Origin of the sequence: Paenibacillus sp. PvR133 (genome assembly GCF_017833155.1) — a bacterium.
Taxonomy (GTDB): domain Bacteria; phylum Bacillota; class Bacilli; order Paenibacillales; family Paenibacillaceae; genus Paenibacillus; species Paenibacillus polymyxa_B.
On record NZ_JAFIBS010000001.1, the window covers coordinates 2,460,953 to 2,479,448 of the forward strand.

Sequence of the window (18,496 nt, forward strand, 5' to 3'; positions counted from 1 at the left end):
GTAAGGAAGAGCAACCGTATATGATGTCAAGATCCTGCGGACCGAATATCTTAAAGGCGGGAGCCGCACATGGAGGGGTGGACGAATGGTACAGCTGCTGGAAGACAGTAGATACGGACGCCAGTTGAAGCTGCTGGGAGTGGAAGGTCAGAACAGGCTAAAGCAGGCTACTGTTATGGTTGCAGGCATCGGAGGATTGGGAGGGACAGCGGCCATGTACCTGGCCGCTGCTGGAGTGGGAAAGCTGATATTGGCCCATGAGGGCGTAATCCATCTGCCCGATATGAACCGGCAGGTGCTGATGGACAGCGGACGAATCGGGGAGGAACGGATAGAAACGGCATTGCAGCATTTGCATCGTATCAATCCGGAGACCCAGCTTGAGGGCCACGCCGACAGAATCACGGAAGAATCCTCTCGACCATGGGTAGAAGCGGCAGATATCGTGATTGATGCACGATATGACTTTCCGGAAAGATATGCGCTGAACAGACTATGTGTTCGACATGGCAGACCGATGATAGAGGCGGCCATGTACGCCTATGAAGTATCATTGATGACCATTGATCCCGGTAGGACGGCGTGCCTGGAATGTCTCTACCCAGAAGGCGGACAGCCTTGGGAGCCTCTGGGATTCCCGGTCCTGGGAGCCACCTCCGGCTTGATTGGCTGTATGGCTGCACTGGAAGCGGTCAAATGGATTACAGATGCGGGCAATCTGTTCACTGACCGCATGTACCGAATGAATGTGCTGGATATGAGCAGCTGCACCATAGCGGTCAAACGCAATCCGCGTTGTCCGTGCTGCGGAACGGGAGGGAATACAGATGAGTCGATTGCATATTTGTGATACGACACTTCGTGACGGAGAACAGGCTCCGGGCGTTGCCTTTTCGGCCGAGGAGAAAACTGAAATTGCCATCATGCTGGACTCGGCGGGGGTGGAGCAGGCTGAGATCGGAATTCCGGCAATGGGAGAGGCGGAGTGCAGGTCTATTGCCAGGATTGCTGCTCTCGGACTTCAGATGAAGCTAATGACCTGGAATCGCGCGGTGTTCACGGATATTGATGCAGCTGAATCGACAGGTGTCGGCTGGGCCCATATTTCGGTTCCCGTGTCGACGGTGCAGATGAAGGCCAAGCTGGGTATGAACCCTGAGCAGGTGACTGAGCTGATCCGCAAGTCTGTCGATTACGGTCTGTGTAAAGGATTGACTGTTTCCGTAGGCTTTGAGGATGCTTCAAGGGCAGATGACCTGTTCCTTGAGCAGTTGGCGAATCAGCTCTATAGGGATGGTATCCGGCGCTTCAGATATGCCGACACGCTGTCCGTTCACCATCCCGCTGCCATAGCTGCCCGTATAGAAAGATTTGTATCGCGTGTGCCGCAGGATGTGGAGCTTGAGATTCACTGTCATAATGATTATGGCCTAGCGCTTGCCAATACTTTGGCAGCTTTGCAGGCGGGAGCTGTCTGGGCCAGTACCACAGTGTCGGGCCTTGGGGAAAGGGCAGGTAATACGGCGCTGGAGGAAGTGGTGATGTCGTGGAGGGACCTATATCAAGGAACCTGCAGTGTCCGTCCCGAACTGCTGAACCCGCTGGCTGCACTGGTGTCCAAAGCCTCCAACCGAATCATTCCCGAAGGTAAGCCAATTGTGGGAGACATGGTATTCGCCCATGAATCCGGCATACATATCAACGGTCTGCTAAAGGAGCGCGCCGCCTATCAGGCCCTTGATCCGACCGAGCTGGGCGCTGACCATTCGTTTGTACTCGGCAAGCATTCGGGCAGAAGTGCAGTTCAATATATGCTGGAGCAGGAAGGAATCGAGGCAGGCTCCGGTGAAATCAAGTTCCTGCTGGAGCGACTTCGCCTAGTCGGTGAAGATCCCAAGCGTGTCATTCATAGCGCGGATTTAAGGCGCTGGCTGCAGTATTATCCGGCAGAGCTGCCGAAATAACCGAAAAAGCGTTCCCGTCCGGTGAGTGTGACCGTGACTGGAACGCTTTCTTGCATATCTTTTAATTTCACAACCGGAGTCTCCAATTTGCTGGTTAAACGAAGCCGTTCAGAAGGGTATAATAAAATATAGTGCTGTATAAAGTGCGTATATATGGTTTTACAGCAGACAGGTTCGAATCTTATAACCATTACACGCTGATCTGGAAGGACGGCTATGGGCAATTGGAGGAATGCTTGTGGGAATGATGTTTTCTTTTCTAAAAAAATATCGGGTTCCAGCCATCGCAGCGCTTGTGATGATGTTGCTGGAATTGACGGTAGAGCTATCACAGCCATATTTGATCTCTAAAATCATTGATGAGGGCATCCGACAGCAGGATTTGTCCGTCGTCTGGTTATGGGGCAGTGTATTGGTGGGGAGTGCCGTTATCGCTTTTATGGCGGGGATATCCAGCTCTTTTTTTGCTTCACATGCAAGTCAGGGCTTCGGCTATGATTTGCGGGAAAAGCTGTACCGTAAAGTGCAATCCTTTTCGTATCCTGTGTTTAAACGTTTTGCCACTTCGTCGCTGATTACGCGCCTGACCGGGGATGTCACGCAAGTACAGGATACGGTGTTTATGAGCCTGCGGTTTATGACACGGGTTCCGCTTGTAGTCATCGGCAGTATTGTGATGGCACTGGTTGTACATTTCAGGCTTGGGCTGCTATTGGCGGTTATGGCCCCAGTGCTGTTCGTGTTTGTGTTGGTGATGATGCGGAGGACGGTCACTTTGTTTAAAGGTGTCCAGCGACGCTTGGATGACGTTAACGGAGTGATTCAGGAGAATCTGACAGGTATCCGTCTCATCCGGGTTTTTGTGCGGATGCGGCATGAAATCGAACGTTTTGCCCATTACGGAGGCGAGTTGATGAAAGGGACGGTGTCCGCTCTACGCTGGACAGAAACGACGATGCCGTTCATTTTGTTTACGATGAATGCAGGGATTATTGCAGTACTTTGGTTCGGACGCGGCCAAATTTCCACTGGGGATGCCAGTGTAGGACAGGTGGTCGCAGTCGTCAATTATTCACTGCGGACAATTGGAGCCTTGTCTGCCTTATCAGGTATCGTTGTTGTATTTTCCCGGGCAACTGCATCTACGGGGCGGATTCGAGAGGTATTGGAAACATCTAATGAAGATGAGCAAGAGCTGGAGCCTGTTTCAACGCATCATATACGAATTGAGGGACAGGTGGAAATGGACCGGGTGAGCTTTCATTATCCGGGCAGTGATTTGGCTGTCCTAAAGGATATATCTTTTAAGGCGCGATCAGGCGAGCGGATAGCTATTATGGGGGCCACTGGCTCGGGCAAATCCTCACTTGTGCAGTTGATTACGCGTCTGTATGAAGAAGATGAAGGTTATGTGCGCTTTGACGGAAAGGATGCTCGTGAACTGGATGCGTCCATATTGCGAGAGGCTATTGGCTATGTGCCTCAGGAGGTACTGCTATTCACCGGCTCGATTCGGGATAATATTGCTTGGGGGCTGGAGAATGCCAGCCTGGAGCAAATTAAGGAAGCTGCACGGATGGCGCAAATCCATAATATGATTGAACGCTTGCCGCAAGGCTATGACACGATGCTCGGGCAGCGTGGCGTCAATCTGTCTGGCGGACAGAAACAGCGGCTTTCGATTGCCCGCGCACTGGTGCGCCAGCCGACAGTGCTGATTTTGGACGACAGCACAAGTGCATTGGATGTAGGGACAGAAGCAGCACTACTGAATGCACTCGATGGCCTGTCCTGCACGACATTTCTCATTACGCAAAAAATCAGCTCGACGGCCTCAGCAGATCAGATTTTACTGCTGGATGAGGGTCGCCTGATGGCAAGTGGAAGTCATGAGCATCTCATGGATAGCTCGGATCTGTATCGGCGTATCTATGAATCACAATACGGAAAGGAGGAGTCGCATGTTCAAGGAACTCATTGAACCGTTCCGTCAGCCTACACCGCCGTCCGGTGTGCTGCGAAATCCGGTGGGAGCGGAAGGACGCCGCAAGGCCAAAGCGAAGAACTGGTCTGGCACGTTAGGACGGATATGGGCTTATTTGGCCCGCCGTAAGGCCAAACTGATGCTGGTGCTGTTCATGGTACTGCTCAGCTCCGGGCTGGCTTTGCTGGGTCCATATCTGGTCGGCGTAGCGGTGGATGATTTTCTCGAAGGTCCGGGTGGACGCACGTGGATTTATTTTCTCATCGGATTAGGAGCTGTATATCTGCTCAACTCGCTGACCTCCTGGTTGCAAAATATCTGGATGATTGAGATTGCCCAAGAGACGGTGTACCGCATGCGTTTCGATCTGTTTTCACATTTGCATCGACTACCGATTCCTTTCTACGGCAAACGTCAGCAGGGAGAGATTATGAGCCGTCTGACCAATGATATCGAAAATGTCAGTTCTACGCTTAACAGTTCCGCCATTCAGATTTTTTCGAGTATATTGACGTTAATCGGTACACTCACGGTGATGCTGTGGTTAAGCCCGCTGATGACCCTGCTGACCTTTATCGTGGTGCCGCTAATGGCTGCCGGGATGCGCTGGATTACACGTCGCACCGGGCCCTTATATAAGGAACGCCAGAAGAATTTAGGCGAACTGAACGGATACATCGAAGAAACACTGTCTGGGCAGCAGATTATTAAAGCATTTTCGCAGGAAAAGAGAGTCATCCGTGGTTTTGGCGAGCGTAATGACCGTATTCGGCTATCGGGCTTCTGGGCACAAACGATTTCAGGCTTTATACCGAAGCTGATGAACGGACTGAATAATCTCAGCTTTGCTATTGTAGCGGGGATCGGTGGGATTTTGGCCATTCGCGGCTCCATCACTATAGGTACAATTATTGTATTCGTAGAATATGCCCGCCAGTTCACCAGACCGTTGAATGATTTGGCTAACCAGTGGAACACCCTGCTGTCCGCTATTGCCGGAGCTGAACGAGTATTTGAAATATTGGATGAAGATGAAGAGTCCAAGGATGAACGCGGCGCAGTGGAGGTAGAGCATGTGGAGGGGGCGGTGCGGTTTACGGATGTTTCCTTCGGTTATGATGAGGGAAGCGCTACGCTGGAAGGTATCTCTTTTGAAGCCAAACCTGGTGAAATGATCGCACTAGTCGGCCCGACCGGGGCAGGAAAAACGACACTGATCCAGCTCCTCTCCAGATTTTATAGCCCCGACCAGGGAATGATTACGGTGGACGGGCGCGATATCACCACCATACAGCGTGAAAGCTTGCGCTCCCGCATGGCATTTGTGCTACAGGACTCCTTCCTGTTTCAGGGGACGATTCGTGAAAATATCCGCTTCGGCAGACTGGACGCCACCGATGAGGAGGTTGAACAAGCATCGAAACTGGCCAACGCCCATTCCTTTATCATGCGGATGAAGGACGGATACGACAAGGTGCTGGAAGCGAACGGCAGTGGCATCAGTCAAGGGCAAAAACAACTGTTGGCTATTGCCCGTGCTATTTTGGCCAACCCTTCCATCCTTGTACTCGACGAGGCAACAAGCAGCATCGACACCATTACCGAGATGAAGATACAAGAAGGACTGGAGCGGCTTATGCAGGGTCGAACAAGTTTCGTCATCGCGCATCGGCTGAATACCATTCGTCAGGCTGATCGGATTCTGGTCTTAAAGGATGGCCGTTTGGAGGAGCAGGGTTCTCATGATGAACTGCTGGCTCACAAAGGCTTTTACAGTAATTTATATTATGGTCAATTGAGTAAGCAAAGCTTTTAAGCAGGCTCGCGATCTACAGATTTACAGGCATACTTAAAAGGACTACCTCGGGGGTGGCCCTTTTTAAGTATGCCTTTTTACAGGTACCTACTATTAAAGGTTTACATCATCGAATATACCCATACCCCGTATATGTATGTTAGTATGGATGTGCAAGAATAAAATCCCACTTCAAAGGAGAGATCATCATGAAAATCGCAATCATGCTTTTCGATGGAATTACGGCATTAGATGCAATGGGTCCATACGATGTATTTGCTGCTACACTGAAATGTGAAGTGAAGTTTGTCGCTAAGAAAAAAGGGTTAATCAAGCTGGACTCAAATATGGGTTATTTGCATGCCGATTACAGTTTTTCTGAAGTTAGTTCAGCTGATATTCTTGTTGTTCCAGGTTGCAGTCCGCCAAATTATAAAACTCCAATGAATGACGAAGAAACGTTAAATTGGATTCGCCAAATACATGAAACTACGAAATGGACCACGTCGGTTTGTAACGGCTCTTTGATTTTGAGCGCCGCAGGCTTGTTAAATGGAACCGTAGCCACCAGTCATTGGGGTTCCTTAGACCTGCTCCAATCTCTTGGAGCCATTCCAACAGATGAGAGAGTGGTTCGTCAGGGCAAAATCGTTACAGCAGCCGGTGTCTCCTCTGGTATTGATATGGCACTCCAGCTATTGGCATGGGAATTGGGAGAAGATATGAGTAAAGGAGTTCAGCTGATTTTGGAATACGATCCTCAGCCTCCGTTTGACACGGGTTCACCAAAGAAAGCACCTGCTATATTGGTAGAACAAATAAGAGGTATGTTACAAGAGTTTGCAAAACAGGAGCCTAATGTGTAACTCAAGAATAACAAGATCTCTTTCCGGTATTAGCTTGGCTTAATAGGTGTGTAATTTTATTTACAAGGGTCCCTATTTCAACTAATATAGTTTACACACAGTAAAGGATTACATAGTGTAAATGGTTGAAGGGGGTTACAAACATGAGCAGCTTACCTAAGTCTGCTACATTTCCACTTTTCATTCTGATGCTGAATTTGTTTATTGCTTTATTGGGTCAAGGTATGGTGATTCCCATTCTGCCTGAATATCTGAAACAATTTAATGCGGCAGGAGCTGCTGCGGGGTATCTTATTGCCGCTTTTGGAGCAGCACAGTTTATTTTTTCGCCCCTAGGTGGGCAGCTTTCGGATAGATGGGGTCGGAAATCCATGATCATCACCGGTCTGTTTTTAACCGTCATCTCGGATCTAATGTTTGCTGTTTCTACGACATTGCCTCTTCTATATATAGCCCGATTTATCGGGGGGATAGGTATTGGATTAATGGTTCCTTCCAATATGGCCTACGTCGCTGATATTACCACTTCTGAAACCCGAGCAAAAGGAATGGGATACTTGGGTGCCTCCATGAATTTGGGTATGGTGCTTGGTCCGGGGTTAGGCGGTATGATCGCTGAGTTTGGCATAAGGGTGCCCTATTTTTTTGCTGGTGGACTTGGACTTGTAGCTACGCTGCTTAGCTTGTATATGCCAGAGACACTACCTAAGGAAAAACGAAAACCCGCTAGCCAATGGGTCCGCCGGGAGCCAATTCGCAACCAAATCCTAAATTCATTTCGGACATCCTATTTTCGTTATCTTCTCCTCATTCTGATCATGACATTAGGTTTGATGAATTATGAAACGGTGTATGCTCTTTTTGTGGAACGAAAATATGGTTTTGATGCCACTAAAATCTCAATGATCATTACGGTTGGTGCAATTATAGGCATCGTAGTACAGATATGGCTACTTGATTATCTCATCAAGAGACTTGGTGAGATGAAGCTTATACGTCTTTCTTTGATCATGACAGCCATCGCTTTACTGTTAATGATAATTAAGATCAATTTAGGTTATCTGCTGGCGGTATCGGCGCTGTTTTTTGCTTTTAATGCCTTCCTAAGGCCAACCGTAAGTACAATGATCGCGAACTCAGCTGGTGATCGTCAAGGATATGCCGCCGGATTGAATACGACGTATACCAGCCTAGGCAATATATTGGGACCCATTTTAGCGGGTTTGATGTTTGACAAACACATTCATATTCCTTATATTTTTGGTGCACTTATCCTTGCATCTGCCCTTTTCTTAACCTTACAAAAATCGAAAAATGAGAAACGGATGGTTGTTAATGACTGAGAACTGGCACCAGAATTTGAAAAACAAAAATCGGGAAGAACTCATTGCGGCTGCCAAGGAACTTTTTATGAAGCAAAGCTTTCTCAAAGTTAATATTAAGGATGTATGCAACGTGGCTGGTGTAAGTCGGGTCACATTCTATAAGCACTTTCAGTCCATGAACGAACTGATCTTTGAGGTTCAGATGGAAATCCTTGAGAGCATGACCGAATTTGTTAGAAGGGCACCTTCAGCCGAAATGAGCGGTAAGGAGATGCTTACTTCGATGCTTGATGCATGGATTGATTACGCTCGGCAACATCCAGAATACATCAAGTTTATTCTTCTATTCGATCTGCATTACGAAGCTTATGATTCAAATCAAGAACTCAAAGAACAGTACAAAAATTTTGTTAGCCGGGAAAAGGAACGACATTTCCTGATGGATGCTCTGGAAGTTGGATTCCAAGATGGATCATTAAAGTCCGACACAGAACCCTTGAAGACCGCTCATTTTATCTTCACGTCTATGATGGGTATACTCCAGAAAATGAGTCTGACGTCCAAGGACGATTGGAATAACGAACTTGATGATATAGAAATTGCTAACCGATTTGCGGGAATGTTGATTCAGTATTTAAGTCCAAAAAGTGATAAATCCCCAACCTTTTAGGCAAGAGTCGCCTGCCGTATTCCAAAGGATTTCAGATCGTCCGATGGAGTGAAATAGAAGTACAGGACTCAGTCTGTTAAACTGTGAAAATAGAGCGGTTGCAGATACGTTGTCGTGTTAGCCTTATCTATTTTTGTGGAGGTGCGGGGATGAACGGAAGTCTGTTTGAGCCACGGCTGCGTGACGGGGATTATATTCCCCGTTTTTTTGCTTACTATTACAAGCAATGGCATGACTACACCATGTCTTACCACGATCATCATTCTACCGAAATTATGTACATGATTTCCGGCTTTTGCAGGGTAGATGTACAAACGGGAGAGAATGTGGAAGAAAGCATCACGCTGCGTAAAGGCGAGTTTATTATGCTGGACGCAGGTGTACCTCATCGACTAGTGGTGGAAGGAGAACAACCGTGCCGGATGCTAAATGTAGAGTTTGGTTTTACGGAGGGAGTGAGGGTAGGGCCGTCTATCCGACAAATGGCAGCAGAGGAGCAGGAGGTCACGACTCTCATGTCACGTCCGTTCCCGTATCTGGTACTATCGGACCCGGAAGAGGTATATTATGCGCTGAAAAGTCTCGTGCTGGAGCTGGACCAACGAAAAGAACAGCCGGGTGCAATGGCAGAGATGCTTTTTATGCAATTGCTAGTACGAATTGCACGTCTACGGGAAGAGGCAGAGCGCAGTAACACGCAGCAAACGGATATGTACATCAAACGATGCATTGAATTTCTCCATCTGAACTATGACCGAGATATTGTGGTTAAGGACATGGCGGCAGCCGTGAATCTGCACCCAGGTTATTTGCACCGTATTTTCAAAAAGCATACTGGGCTAACACTCACCGCGTATTTAACGATGCTGCGAATGGACAAGGCCCGTATGCTTCTTCAGCAAACGGACATTCCCATTCAAGAGATTGCCGATTATGTAGGCGTGGCCAGCAGGCAGTATTTTCATATGTTGTTCAAAAAGCACACAGGCAAGACGCCTGTTGAATACCGCTCTGCTGTAGAGCGCAATGTGAGGAACTATGCGGAGGAGGATGGGAGCTGATAATAAGAAGCCTCTGAACCATTGCCGATTTAAGGTCGGTATGACTCAGAGGGCGTGTGTTTTGAAGCATTATAACATGTGTCCGGGCTTCTTGAGAGCTAAAGTGGGGTCATTTCCCAAGCCACATATTTTCCATCTGTTCAAGTGATCTCCCCTTGGTTTCGGGAACCTTGCGCCATATAAAGACTACGACGAACAACGAGATGGCTCCGAATAACCAGAAGGTATTGGACGGGCCGGCTGAACTCAGCAGAGGAGGGAATGCCTGCGATACCAGATAATCGCCGGCCCACAATGCCATCGAAGCGATGGCGACCGCTTTGCCGCGAATGCGGTTCGGAAAGATCTCCGAGATCATAACCCATACGATCGGCCCAAGCGATATAGCATAGGAGGCCACGTAGATCAATATCATGATGAGTACGAGCGGTCCGGTGGTCAAACCCATTTTGAATGCGGCTCCAATAATGACCAAACAGCAGGTCATCAACGAGGTGCCGATTATCAGCAGGACTTTTCGTCCCGCTTTGTCGATCAGCCATACAGATACGATGGTGAACAACACATTGATCAACCCGATCCAAATGGTTTGGGTCAAAGAAGCGTCCGTACCGAGTCCCATTCCTTTAAAGATAACCGGCGCGTAATACAAAATGGCATTGATGCCGGTAATATGCTGCATAATGGCGAGCATAACACCGATAAAGAGAGCGACTCGAATACCAGGAGCGAACAATTGTTTCAATGAGTTGTTCTCATTTTTGAATGATTCCTTGATATCAAGCACTTCCTGCTTAGCGGCTTCTTCACCGTGAATTTTCAGCAAAATCGGCAGCGCTTCATAAGGCCGATTCTGTTTAATAAGCCATCTCGGGCTTTCGGGTATGAAGAGCATCAAGAGCATAAAGATCAGTCCCGGAACGGCTCCCACTCCGAACATCCAGCGCCAGGCTGTTGAGACACCCCAGGCTTCATCCCCCATGCTGACGATCCACGAATTCTGGAAATAAACCAGGAAAATCCCTGTTACGATCGCCAACTGATTTAAAGCAACCAAACGGCCTCGGTATTTGGCGGGAGCGATCTCCGCGTTGTACACCGGACAAACGGTGGAAGTGATTCCTATGCCAATGCCGCCGATCATGCGAAAGATAACATACCCGGTGAACGTGTCTTGAAGCGCAGAGCAGATCGAGCCGACGACGAATAAAAATCCGGCAGCCAGTAATACCTTTTTTCTGCCGATCTTTTCACTCATGTAGCCGGAGAGAGCCGCTCCGGTGACACTCCCGACAATCAGACTTGACACCGCCCAACCAACCTGAAATTCGCTCAGCGAAAAACGCTGCTGCAGGAATTCGACTGCTCCCGAAACAACCGCGATATCAAAACCGAACAGGATACCTCCGAGCGCAGCTACGATGGATACCAACGTCACAAAAAGCATATTGGGTTTTTCTGATTGAAGCGCTTTCTGTTGAGCGCTTTCATTATTGATGATTACTGCCATATGATCATCTCCCCTCCAGATCTCTGGAACCTCATTCCGTTCTTCGAGGAGAAGTATAACATGCGCTTATAAAAGAAAGGCCGGTTATCGTCTTCAATAAACGGACCTTTTCATGCACGATTTTGGCTTCGATTCCCGAATCGGAGATAGAGGGGCTGAACCTAGCATTACCTTGTCATTCGAGCTTAAAAAAATCCATGCCGATAGTCGGCATGGATGAATCTCTACTATTTTTGGCCTTTGAACTCAGTGGGAGGAACGCCCGTTATCTTCTTAAAGACGCGGCTAAAATAGTTCGGGTCCTTATAACCCACTTCAAAGCTGATTTCCTTAAGAGTAAGGTTGCCGGCCTTAATCAGAGAGATGGCTTTATCAATCCGCAGCCGGGTTACGAAGTCGATAAATGTTTCTCCGTATTCCTGTTTGAAAATTTTGCTGAAGTAGTGAGGATTCAAATGGACAAAATCAGCCACTTCTTCCAGCGAAAGATCATCGTTGAACCGTTCCTCGATATACATTTTCGCCCTACCCAGCATAGTCAGTGTTTGAACCTCTCGCTGTTCGCGTATCCGTTGCAGTGCTGACATGACGTACGTCTGCTGAAGCATTCCATTCTCCGCTTTGATGGCAAGCAAAGAAGCGTTTCCAGCCTCTGATGACTTCAGTTCGTCAAAGTGGCAGAAACCTCCATCCCGCTTGCGTAGGGTGGAGGCAAAAACGGCTTCGAAATAGGACTTGCGAAGTCCTTCCTCGCCGCTATGCAGCGATCCGATTCCAATGGCCGTCTTTATACCAAGTTGCTGCTGGGCAAGCTCAGAGAGCTGCTGAACAAGGTGTTTAACCAGCTGCCGCCAGTCGTTTTCGCCGGTGACAGGCGGCTTGCGTAAAAAGGTGGCTACATGATGGTCGATCAAGGAGCTTACAATGGCATTCGGGCCATGCATTTTTACATAGCTTCGGAAATGATCGTAAATTTTCTTTTTATCCTGCTCGTCCGTATATCCGTCAAAGGCGGCAATGATGGCGCTTCCCTGATCAAGAGGAAAGTCCAGCCATTCCGATAGCTGGGAAGCGCTTGAATCCACGGTCTGGTCGACCATAAGCATTAAAGCCAGCTCATTTTCTGCGAGCGGCATCAGCTGTGAGATTTTGTGCCTAAGCTCCAATTCTTCCGTACGTGCCCGCTTCTCGCACTCAATTTCTTCAATCAGTCGTTTCAGTGTACCGATGATCAGTTCTCGCTTCGCTGGCTTCAGAATATATTCTTTCACACCCAAAGAGAGCGCCTCCCGGGCATAGGCAAAATAATCATAGGCAGTGACGAGCACGAATCGGGTATCGGGAAGCCGCTCCTTTAATTCACGAAGCGCCGCAAGCCCGTCGATTCCAGGCATATTGATATCCAGAATGGCAATATGGGGACGGTGCTCTTCCGCACATTCAATCGCCATGCGGCCGTTGCCGGCATGAATAAACCGGAATATCCCCGGCATCGCCCGTTCCACTGTCAATTCCAGTCCTTCTCTCTCCAAAGCCTCGTCATCCGCGATCAACAACCGATACATCAGTCTGCTCACTCTCCTTCTTGACTGGAATTCGTATTGTTATGGTAGTACCTCGTCCGATATTGCTATTGATTTCAACCATTCCTTCCTTTCCGTAGAACAACTGCAGCCGCCTAAACACATTTTGCATTCCAAGTCCTGTTGAACTGCCGCTTTCGACTTCGCCTTTAAGATGGAGTACGGACAGTCGGGTTTCCTCCGTCATGCCCTTTCCGTTGTCCGAAATTTCAATTTGTACATCTTCGTTTGCTCTCGACAGCGTTAACATGATAATGGCTCCGTCTTCCATATCTGCCACACCATGAAGAAAAGCGTTTTCAATAAATGGCTGGATCGTCAGGGCCGGAATTTGCTGCTGAAGTACGGAAGCGTCAAAGTGAAGATCAAAGCGAATTCTGTCCCTGAAGCGCGCCTGCTGGATGGTTACGTATTCGCGGATATGATCCAGTTCCTCCTGGAGAGTTACGGGTTTGTCCAGCTTCTGCAGGCTGTACCGTAGCAGATTGGACAGCGAAACGATCAGGTCGCTGGTTTTCTCCGCCCCTTCCAGAATCGCCAGCTTGGAGAGCACATTTAAGGTATTAAATAAAAAGTGCGGGTTAATTTGATTTTGCAGAGCCAGAAGCTCCAGTTCCTTCACAAGCCGCCGCATTTCCAGACTCTGTTTATCCTTCTCGATGAGGATACTCAAATCGGCGGACATTTGCGAAATGGCGTCCGACAGTACGCCTAGCTCGTCATCCCGTCGCGGTTGGGGCTTGATATTCAGATCACCTGTGGCGATTCGCTTCGCCAGTCCGACAAGTCTGCCGACAGGGCCAGTAATGCTGCGCGAGACCCAGATTGCAAGCAAAACCCCCATCAGCGCGTTCATGCCGAACAACGCCACTCCCCATCCGTTCATTCGCTCATTCTTGTTCCGGATGTTCTCAATGATTGGCCGGTAATAAGCCAGTTCATCATCGATCAGTTGCTGACCCTCCTCATGAATATAGCTGACGGTTTTCTCCGCTTCAATATAATGTTCAAAAGCCGATTGAGGATCTTGTGCCTTTGCATCCAGAACTGCGGCTTGTTTCTCTTTAAGAAATGTAGCCAACAGATTCACGTAGTCCTCCTCGGCGAAAGAAGGGTCGGTCGAGGAGGAGACTTCCTGAATTCTGCCTTTCAACTGCATCAATTGGTATTCTGTCGGGCCCTGCACAGCCTTATCGCCTCTTGGATTAAGCAGATAGGCATATAGGAGATTTAAGTTGCTCTCCGCCGATTCGGAGGTTTGCTCGATGAGAAGAATGCGGCCAAGCATTTCATCGTAGCTCTGTTGTACGACCTTTCCGCTTTGGAATACAAAATAAGCGATGATATTGGCGAACACAACTAGAAGAGGGATGAACAGAAGCAGCTTCGTTCTGATCGTCATCGTCTGTCATCTCCGGTCATGTTGTCGGGAGTGTCCGCATGCATCTCATATATCCTGGTGTATGTTAATTCCTGGGGGGGATTCCCCTTTAGATAATCATTCAGTAATTTTATGGACTTAGCCCCCATTTCCTCTGGCTGTTGAACAATGGTCAGTTCGATTTTGCAATCTCTGATGGCTTTCAACGTCTCGGCCATATCGTCAAAAGCGAAAATCTGCAAATTCCGCGCTCCGCGTCGCTCCGAGGCTTCCAGAATGCCAAGGCCGTCCAGCGCACTGAATCCGACCATGTAGCGGATCTGCGGATACCGGGTGAGCATGTTCTGAGCTTGCTGTGCTGCCTGAAGCCGTGAAATATTTGAGGAGCGAATCTCCACAATGCGGAGCTTGGGATAGCGACCGATCACGGAACGAAATCCAGCAAGCCTGAGTCGCTGATTCTCGACGCGCTCGCTACTGATCATAACTCCAATGTCGCCACGCTCTCCAGAGGCTTTCGCTAACAGCGCGCCCATCCGTTTTCCTGCTCCTTCGTTATCCGTTCCCACGTAAGCTAGTCTACGGGAATCTGGTTCATCCGTATCGATCGTGATGACTGGGATGCCAAGTCCGGCTGCTTTGTCGATTAATCGGCGATACTCTGGATCATTTATCCCTTGAACCAGAATTGCATCCGCCTTACTGGCGATCGCTTTATCCAGCAGTTTGACCTGCTCGGACGGATTAATGCGGTCCGGCCCGATATAATCGAGCCGCATACCGTACTGTTCCGCTTCTTTTCGGGCTCCTTGTTCGATTGACCGCCAGTAATAATTATCCAACTCCTGGGATATCAGTATGACTTTTGTATCGGAAACCCCGTCTTTTGGAGAAACCGTCTTCAATAACTCTGCAAATTGGTGAATTTGAAAAGAAGACAGAGTGAACTGGAAGAGCAGCCAGGCAAATAGCAGGAAGACTGGGATAAGGATAAATGTCCATTTACGGTTTGACATGTCTTGCTCCTTTGTAAATATTTACAGACTCACTCATTATACAGCAACAAAACAACCGCACGCAGCTATCGTCAGCATAAGCGCGGTTATTGAGGAGGAATTCCATATTTTAATCAAGGTACATGACCAAAGTAGAAATCTTGAAGGGTAAGCAACAACAGATATTTGAAGAATGGTTTGCCCATCTTACAAGTAGTGAGGAGATGGAAGCCGAGCAAGTACTAAGTGAATTCCGTGGAAAGATAGCATTGGAGATAGGCCCCTACCAGTAGAATTAGGACATTTTTAAGTCCAGAAACTACTGCAGGGGCTTAAGTATAAAAAAATAACCTCACTAAATCAGACCATGCTTTTTAAAGCTGTGAAACAGTCCATCTTCATCGACAGCATCCGTAATGTCATCTGCAATGGCTTTGAGGCCCGGTTTGGCATTTCCCATAGCAATTCCTAGCGCACAATATTCAATCATTTCAGCATCGTTCATCCCATCTCCGATAGCAATGGTGTCTTCTTGGGATCTTCCCAAATGCTCAATAAGCTTTTCAATAGCTACGGCTTTGTGAATACCGGGAACCATTAGCTCGCCGCTGTCTTGCCCGAAAGCAGATACAGTACATTGAATAACCTCAAATTTCCCTGCAAATTCCTTTTTGATCTGTTCGAAAGGAACATTTTTGTTTTCCAAAAAGCATGCTTTGTTCACGTCACTACGGTACAGGTTGTCCTCTCCTATAGTTAGGCCAGTGATAAACGGATGCGGACGTTGTTCTTTTTTTTCTCTGGCTACGGGATCATTGTCCACATCACCATAGATAAGCCGTTCCACATGGGGCAAAAAGTTTTTACTCGCAAACAGTCCCCCGTTCGATTCCAAATAAAAGTCCAAGTCATGTTCATCAAAGTAATCGACCATATGTTTAACATCTTCATCCGATACTTTGTGGTGATATAACATCTCGCCTTCGATTTCTACAAAGCCCCCGCCAGCTCCGATGATCCCGTCAAAACCGACCTCCATGATAAAATCATAAATCTCCGCTTTGGATCGGCCAGTGCATAAATAAATCAGATGTCCGTTCTTTCTCGCTTCGATACATGCTGTTTTTGCAGATTCGGGAATCATACCATCATCATCCACTAGCGTTCCATCTATATCTAAAAAGATAATCTTTTTGTTCATCTTAGGCTGCTCCTTGCTCTCCAATGTTTTCTTTTATGTTACTACATTTACCGCACTTAAAGTACATATTGAACTGAAAAAACACTAGATAGAAAGAGAGAAACGGATGGAGCAAAATGGAAATGGGCAACCCTCTGCTAAAGCGAAAGTTAGGATTTTTGACACCTAAATACGAAACTGGTCATGATTTTGATAACGCTTTCCGCAGACCTATTGCTACAATGACGGTATATACCAATTCTAATTACCGGAGGTTGAATGCCGTGTCATTTAAAGTAGCTTTTATCGGAGCAGGAAGCATCGGTTTTACCCGTGGAATTTTACGAGATCTGTTATCGGTGCCGGAATTTAACGATATTGAAGTGGCTTTTACGGATATCAGTCAGCACAATCTGGATATGGTTACTGAGCTGTGCCAGCGGGATATTCGTGAGAATGGTTTGTCCATACAGATACAGTCCTCTACGGACCGAAAGATAGCTCTAAAGGGTGCCAAATACGTCATTTGTACCATCCGGGTTGGCGGGCTGGAGGGCTTTGCAACCGATGTGGATATTCCGCTGAAATATGGCGTGGATCAATGCGTGGGCGATACATTGTGTGCAGGAGGGATCATGTACGGTCAGCGTGGTATTGCTGAAATGCTGGCCATCTGTAAGGATATCCGCGAGCTAAGTGCACCGGATGTATTGCTGCTGAACTACTCGAACCCGATGGCGATGATTACGTGGGCCTGCAACAAATACAGCGGTGTGCGTACAATCGGTCTATGTCACGGCGTCCAGCATGGGCATCACCAAATTGCTGAGGTGTATGGTCTGGAGAAACAGGATGTGGACATTGTGTGCGCCGGAATCAATCACCAGACGTGGTACATTCAGGCGTCACATGAAGGCAAGGACCTGACAGCTGGACTGCTGGAGGCTTTTGAAAAACATCCCGAATATAGCCGCACCGAAAAGGTACGCATCGACATGCTTCGTCGTTTTGGCTATTACAGCACAGAGTCGAATGGCCATCTAAGTGAATATGTACCTTGGTACCGGAAGCGTCCGAATGAAATTCTGGACTGGATTGATCTAGGCAGCTGGATCAACGGAGAAACAGGCGGCTATCTGCGTGTATGTACAGAAGGACGTAATTGGTTTGAAACAGATTTCCCCAACTGGATGAAAGAAGACCCATTGGAGTACAAGGCGGAAAATCGTGGTGAAGAGCATGGTTCATACATTATCGAAGGTCTAGAAACCGGACGTGTATACCGGGGGCATTTTAATGTCGTAAATAACGGTGTGATTTCCAATTTGCCGGACGATGCGATTATTGAAGCGCCTGGATATGTGGATCGAAATGGTATCTCCATGCCACATGTAGGAGACCTTCCGCTCGGTCTTGCTGCCGTCTGTAATGTAAGTATTTCCGTCCAGCGTTTGGCTGTCGAAGCGGCTGTACACGGAGATGATAAGCTGCTGCGGCAAGCGTTTATGATGGATCCGCTAGTGGGCGCGGTGTGTAATCCGAAAGAAATTTGGCAGATGGTCGATGAAATGCTGGTGGCGCAGGAAGCATGGCTGCCGCAATACGGAGCAGCGATTGCCGAGGCGCGCCAACGTCTGGCTGCAGGCGATCTGATTCCAACCCGACCTTATGAGGGAGCAGCGCGACTTAAGGTGAAGACGGTTGAAGAAATGCAGCTGGATCGGGATGCCGCCAATAAAAATGCAGGGCAATCTGACAAGGGCAAGGATCGCGAAAAAGTGTAGAACAACAAGAGCATAGATTGACTTCACAACAATAAAAGGGTGTTTTCACGGTCATGTGGCCTGAAAACACCCTTTTGCTGTCGATAGATATAACGATTTGGCATAGTTGGCGTTCTGGAGTTTATCATTGTCGATTTAGGCTGACGGAAATTAAAGAATACAGTCTTGCTTTTTTTGAATTCGCTCTTTTGCTGTCGATCCTAAATCTCCTGAGAGCTTGTCATAGCAGGGATGTTCAACAAATGAAGGAACCGGTTTCAGAAAAAGAGGTGCCACAACGAACCGCTAGAGTGGCAATTCATATGCCTAATTAATAATGTAGTCCTTAATTTATTCAATTTACAGCAGATTTCCAGCTCACTATAATCTAACATAGGAGGTGACAAAAAGGGGAAAAT

General features: G+C 47.9%; 14 protein-coding genes. 9 read left to right on the forward strand and 5 right to left on the reverse strand.

All coding sequences use genetic code 11. The features are described 5' to 3' along the window. The first annotated feature begins 85 nt into the window (after positions 1–85). The 8 genes from JOE49_RS10910 to JOE49_RS10945 all read left to right on the forward strand — a co-directional run bounded on the left by JOE49_RS10910 (position 86) and on the right by JOE49_RS10945 (position 9,665). Positions 86–850, forward strand: coding sequence for a HesA/MoeB/ThiF family protein (locus JOE49_RS10910; protein WP_209941081.1), 765 nt, complete (start codon positions 86–88; stop codon positions 848–850). Further along, positions 828–1,964 carry a homocitrate synthase/isopropylmalate synthase family protein gene (locus JOE49_RS10915; RefSeq protein ID WP_023987277.1) on the forward strand — a complete coding sequence of 379 codons (1,137 nt, stop codon included), beginning with the start codon at positions 828–830 and terminating at the stop codon, positions 1,962–1,964. Before JOE49_RS10910 ends, JOE49_RS10915 begins: the two co-directional genes overlap by 23 nt. Positions 1,965–2,208: 244 nt before the next feature. Next, complete coding sequence (locus JOE49_RS10920; protein ID WP_209943596.1) at positions 2,209–3,945, forward strand: ABC transporter ATP-binding protein; 1,737 nt, start codon at positions 2,209–2,211, stop codon at positions 3,943–3,945. Then, on the forward strand, positions 3,926–5,764 hold the full coding sequence (locus JOE49_RS10925; protein ID WP_209941083.1) for an ABC transporter ATP-binding protein: 1,839 nt from the start codon (positions 3,926–3,928) through the stop codon (positions 5,762–5,764). Before JOE49_RS10920 ends, JOE49_RS10925 begins: the two co-directional genes overlap by 20 nt. Before the next feature lie 188 nt (positions 5,765–5,952). Next, positions 5,953–6,609 carry a DJ-1/PfpI family protein gene (locus tag JOE49_RS10930; protein WP_023987280.1) on the forward strand — a complete coding sequence of 219 codons (657 nt, stop codon included), beginning with the start codon at positions 5,953–5,955 and terminating at the stop codon, positions 6,607–6,609. Positions 6,610–6,752: 143 nt separating this feature from the next. Beyond that, positions 6,753–7,952, forward strand: a complete 1,200-nt coding sequence (locus JOE49_RS10935; RefSeq protein ID WP_028543215.1) for an MFS transporter — start codon at positions 6,753–6,755, stop codon at positions 7,950–7,952. Beyond that, complete coding sequence (locus tag JOE49_RS10940) at positions 7,945–8,604, forward strand: TetR/AcrR family transcriptional regulator (RefSeq protein ID WP_053324767.1); 660 nt, start codon at positions 7,945–7,947, stop codon at positions 8,602–8,604. Before JOE49_RS10935 ends, JOE49_RS10940 begins: the two co-directional genes overlap by 8 nt. A 149-nt stretch (positions 8,605–8,753) precedes the next feature. After that, on the forward strand, positions 8,754–9,665 hold the full coding sequence (locus JOE49_RS10945; RefSeq protein WP_160789129.1) for an AraC family transcriptional regulator: 912 nt from the start codon (positions 8,754–8,756) through the stop codon (positions 9,663–9,665). A 109-nt stretch (positions 9,666–9,774) separates the two neighbouring features. Here JOE49_RS10945 and JOE49_RS10950 read toward each other — a convergent pair whose 3' ends face one another. From JOE49_RS10950 to JOE49_RS10970, 5 genes are all read right to left on the reverse strand, one after another. Then, the gene (locus JOE49_RS10950; protein WP_209941085.1) at positions 9,775–11,175 is read right to left on the reverse strand and encodes a sugar porter family MFS transporter; all 1,401 of its coding nucleotides are present in this window, start codon (positions 11,173–11,175) and stop codon (positions 9,775–9,777) included. Positions 11,176–11,402: 227 nt separating this feature from the next. After that, on the reverse strand, positions 11,403–12,740 hold the full coding sequence (locus JOE49_RS10955; RefSeq protein WP_023987285.1) for a response regulator transcription factor: 1,338 nt from the start codon (positions 12,738–12,740) through the stop codon (positions 11,403–11,405). Then, complete coding sequence (locus tag JOE49_RS10960) at positions 12,715–14,160, reverse strand: sensor histidine kinase (RefSeq protein ID WP_209941087.1); 1,446 nt, start codon at positions 14,158–14,160, stop codon at positions 12,715–12,717. Before JOE49_RS10960 ends, JOE49_RS10955 begins: the two co-directional genes overlap by 26 nt. Beyond that, positions 14,157–15,155, reverse strand: coding sequence for a sugar-binding protein (locus tag JOE49_RS10965; RefSeq protein WP_209941096.1), 999 nt, complete (start codon positions 15,153–15,155; stop codon positions 14,157–14,159). The genes JOE49_RS10960 and JOE49_RS10965 overlap by 4 nt, the downstream gene beginning before the upstream one ends. A gap of 334 nt (positions 15,156–15,489) precedes the next feature. After that, entirely contained in the window at positions 15,490–16,335 is an 846-nt protein-coding gene (locus tag JOE49_RS10970) for a Cof-type HAD-IIB family hydrolase (RefSeq protein WP_023987289.1), read from the reverse strand. A 263-nt stretch (positions 16,336–16,598) separates the two neighbouring features. Between JOE49_RS10970 and melA the strand changes: the two genes are divergently transcribed. Beyond that, positions 16,599–18,098 (forward strand): alpha-glucosidase/alpha-galactosidase, encoded by a 1,500-nt coding sequence (gene melA, locus JOE49_RS10975; RefSeq protein ID WP_068938525.1) that lies wholly within the window; start codon positions 16,599–16,601, stop codon positions 18,096–18,098. Positions 18,099–18,496 lie beyond the last annotated feature (398 nt).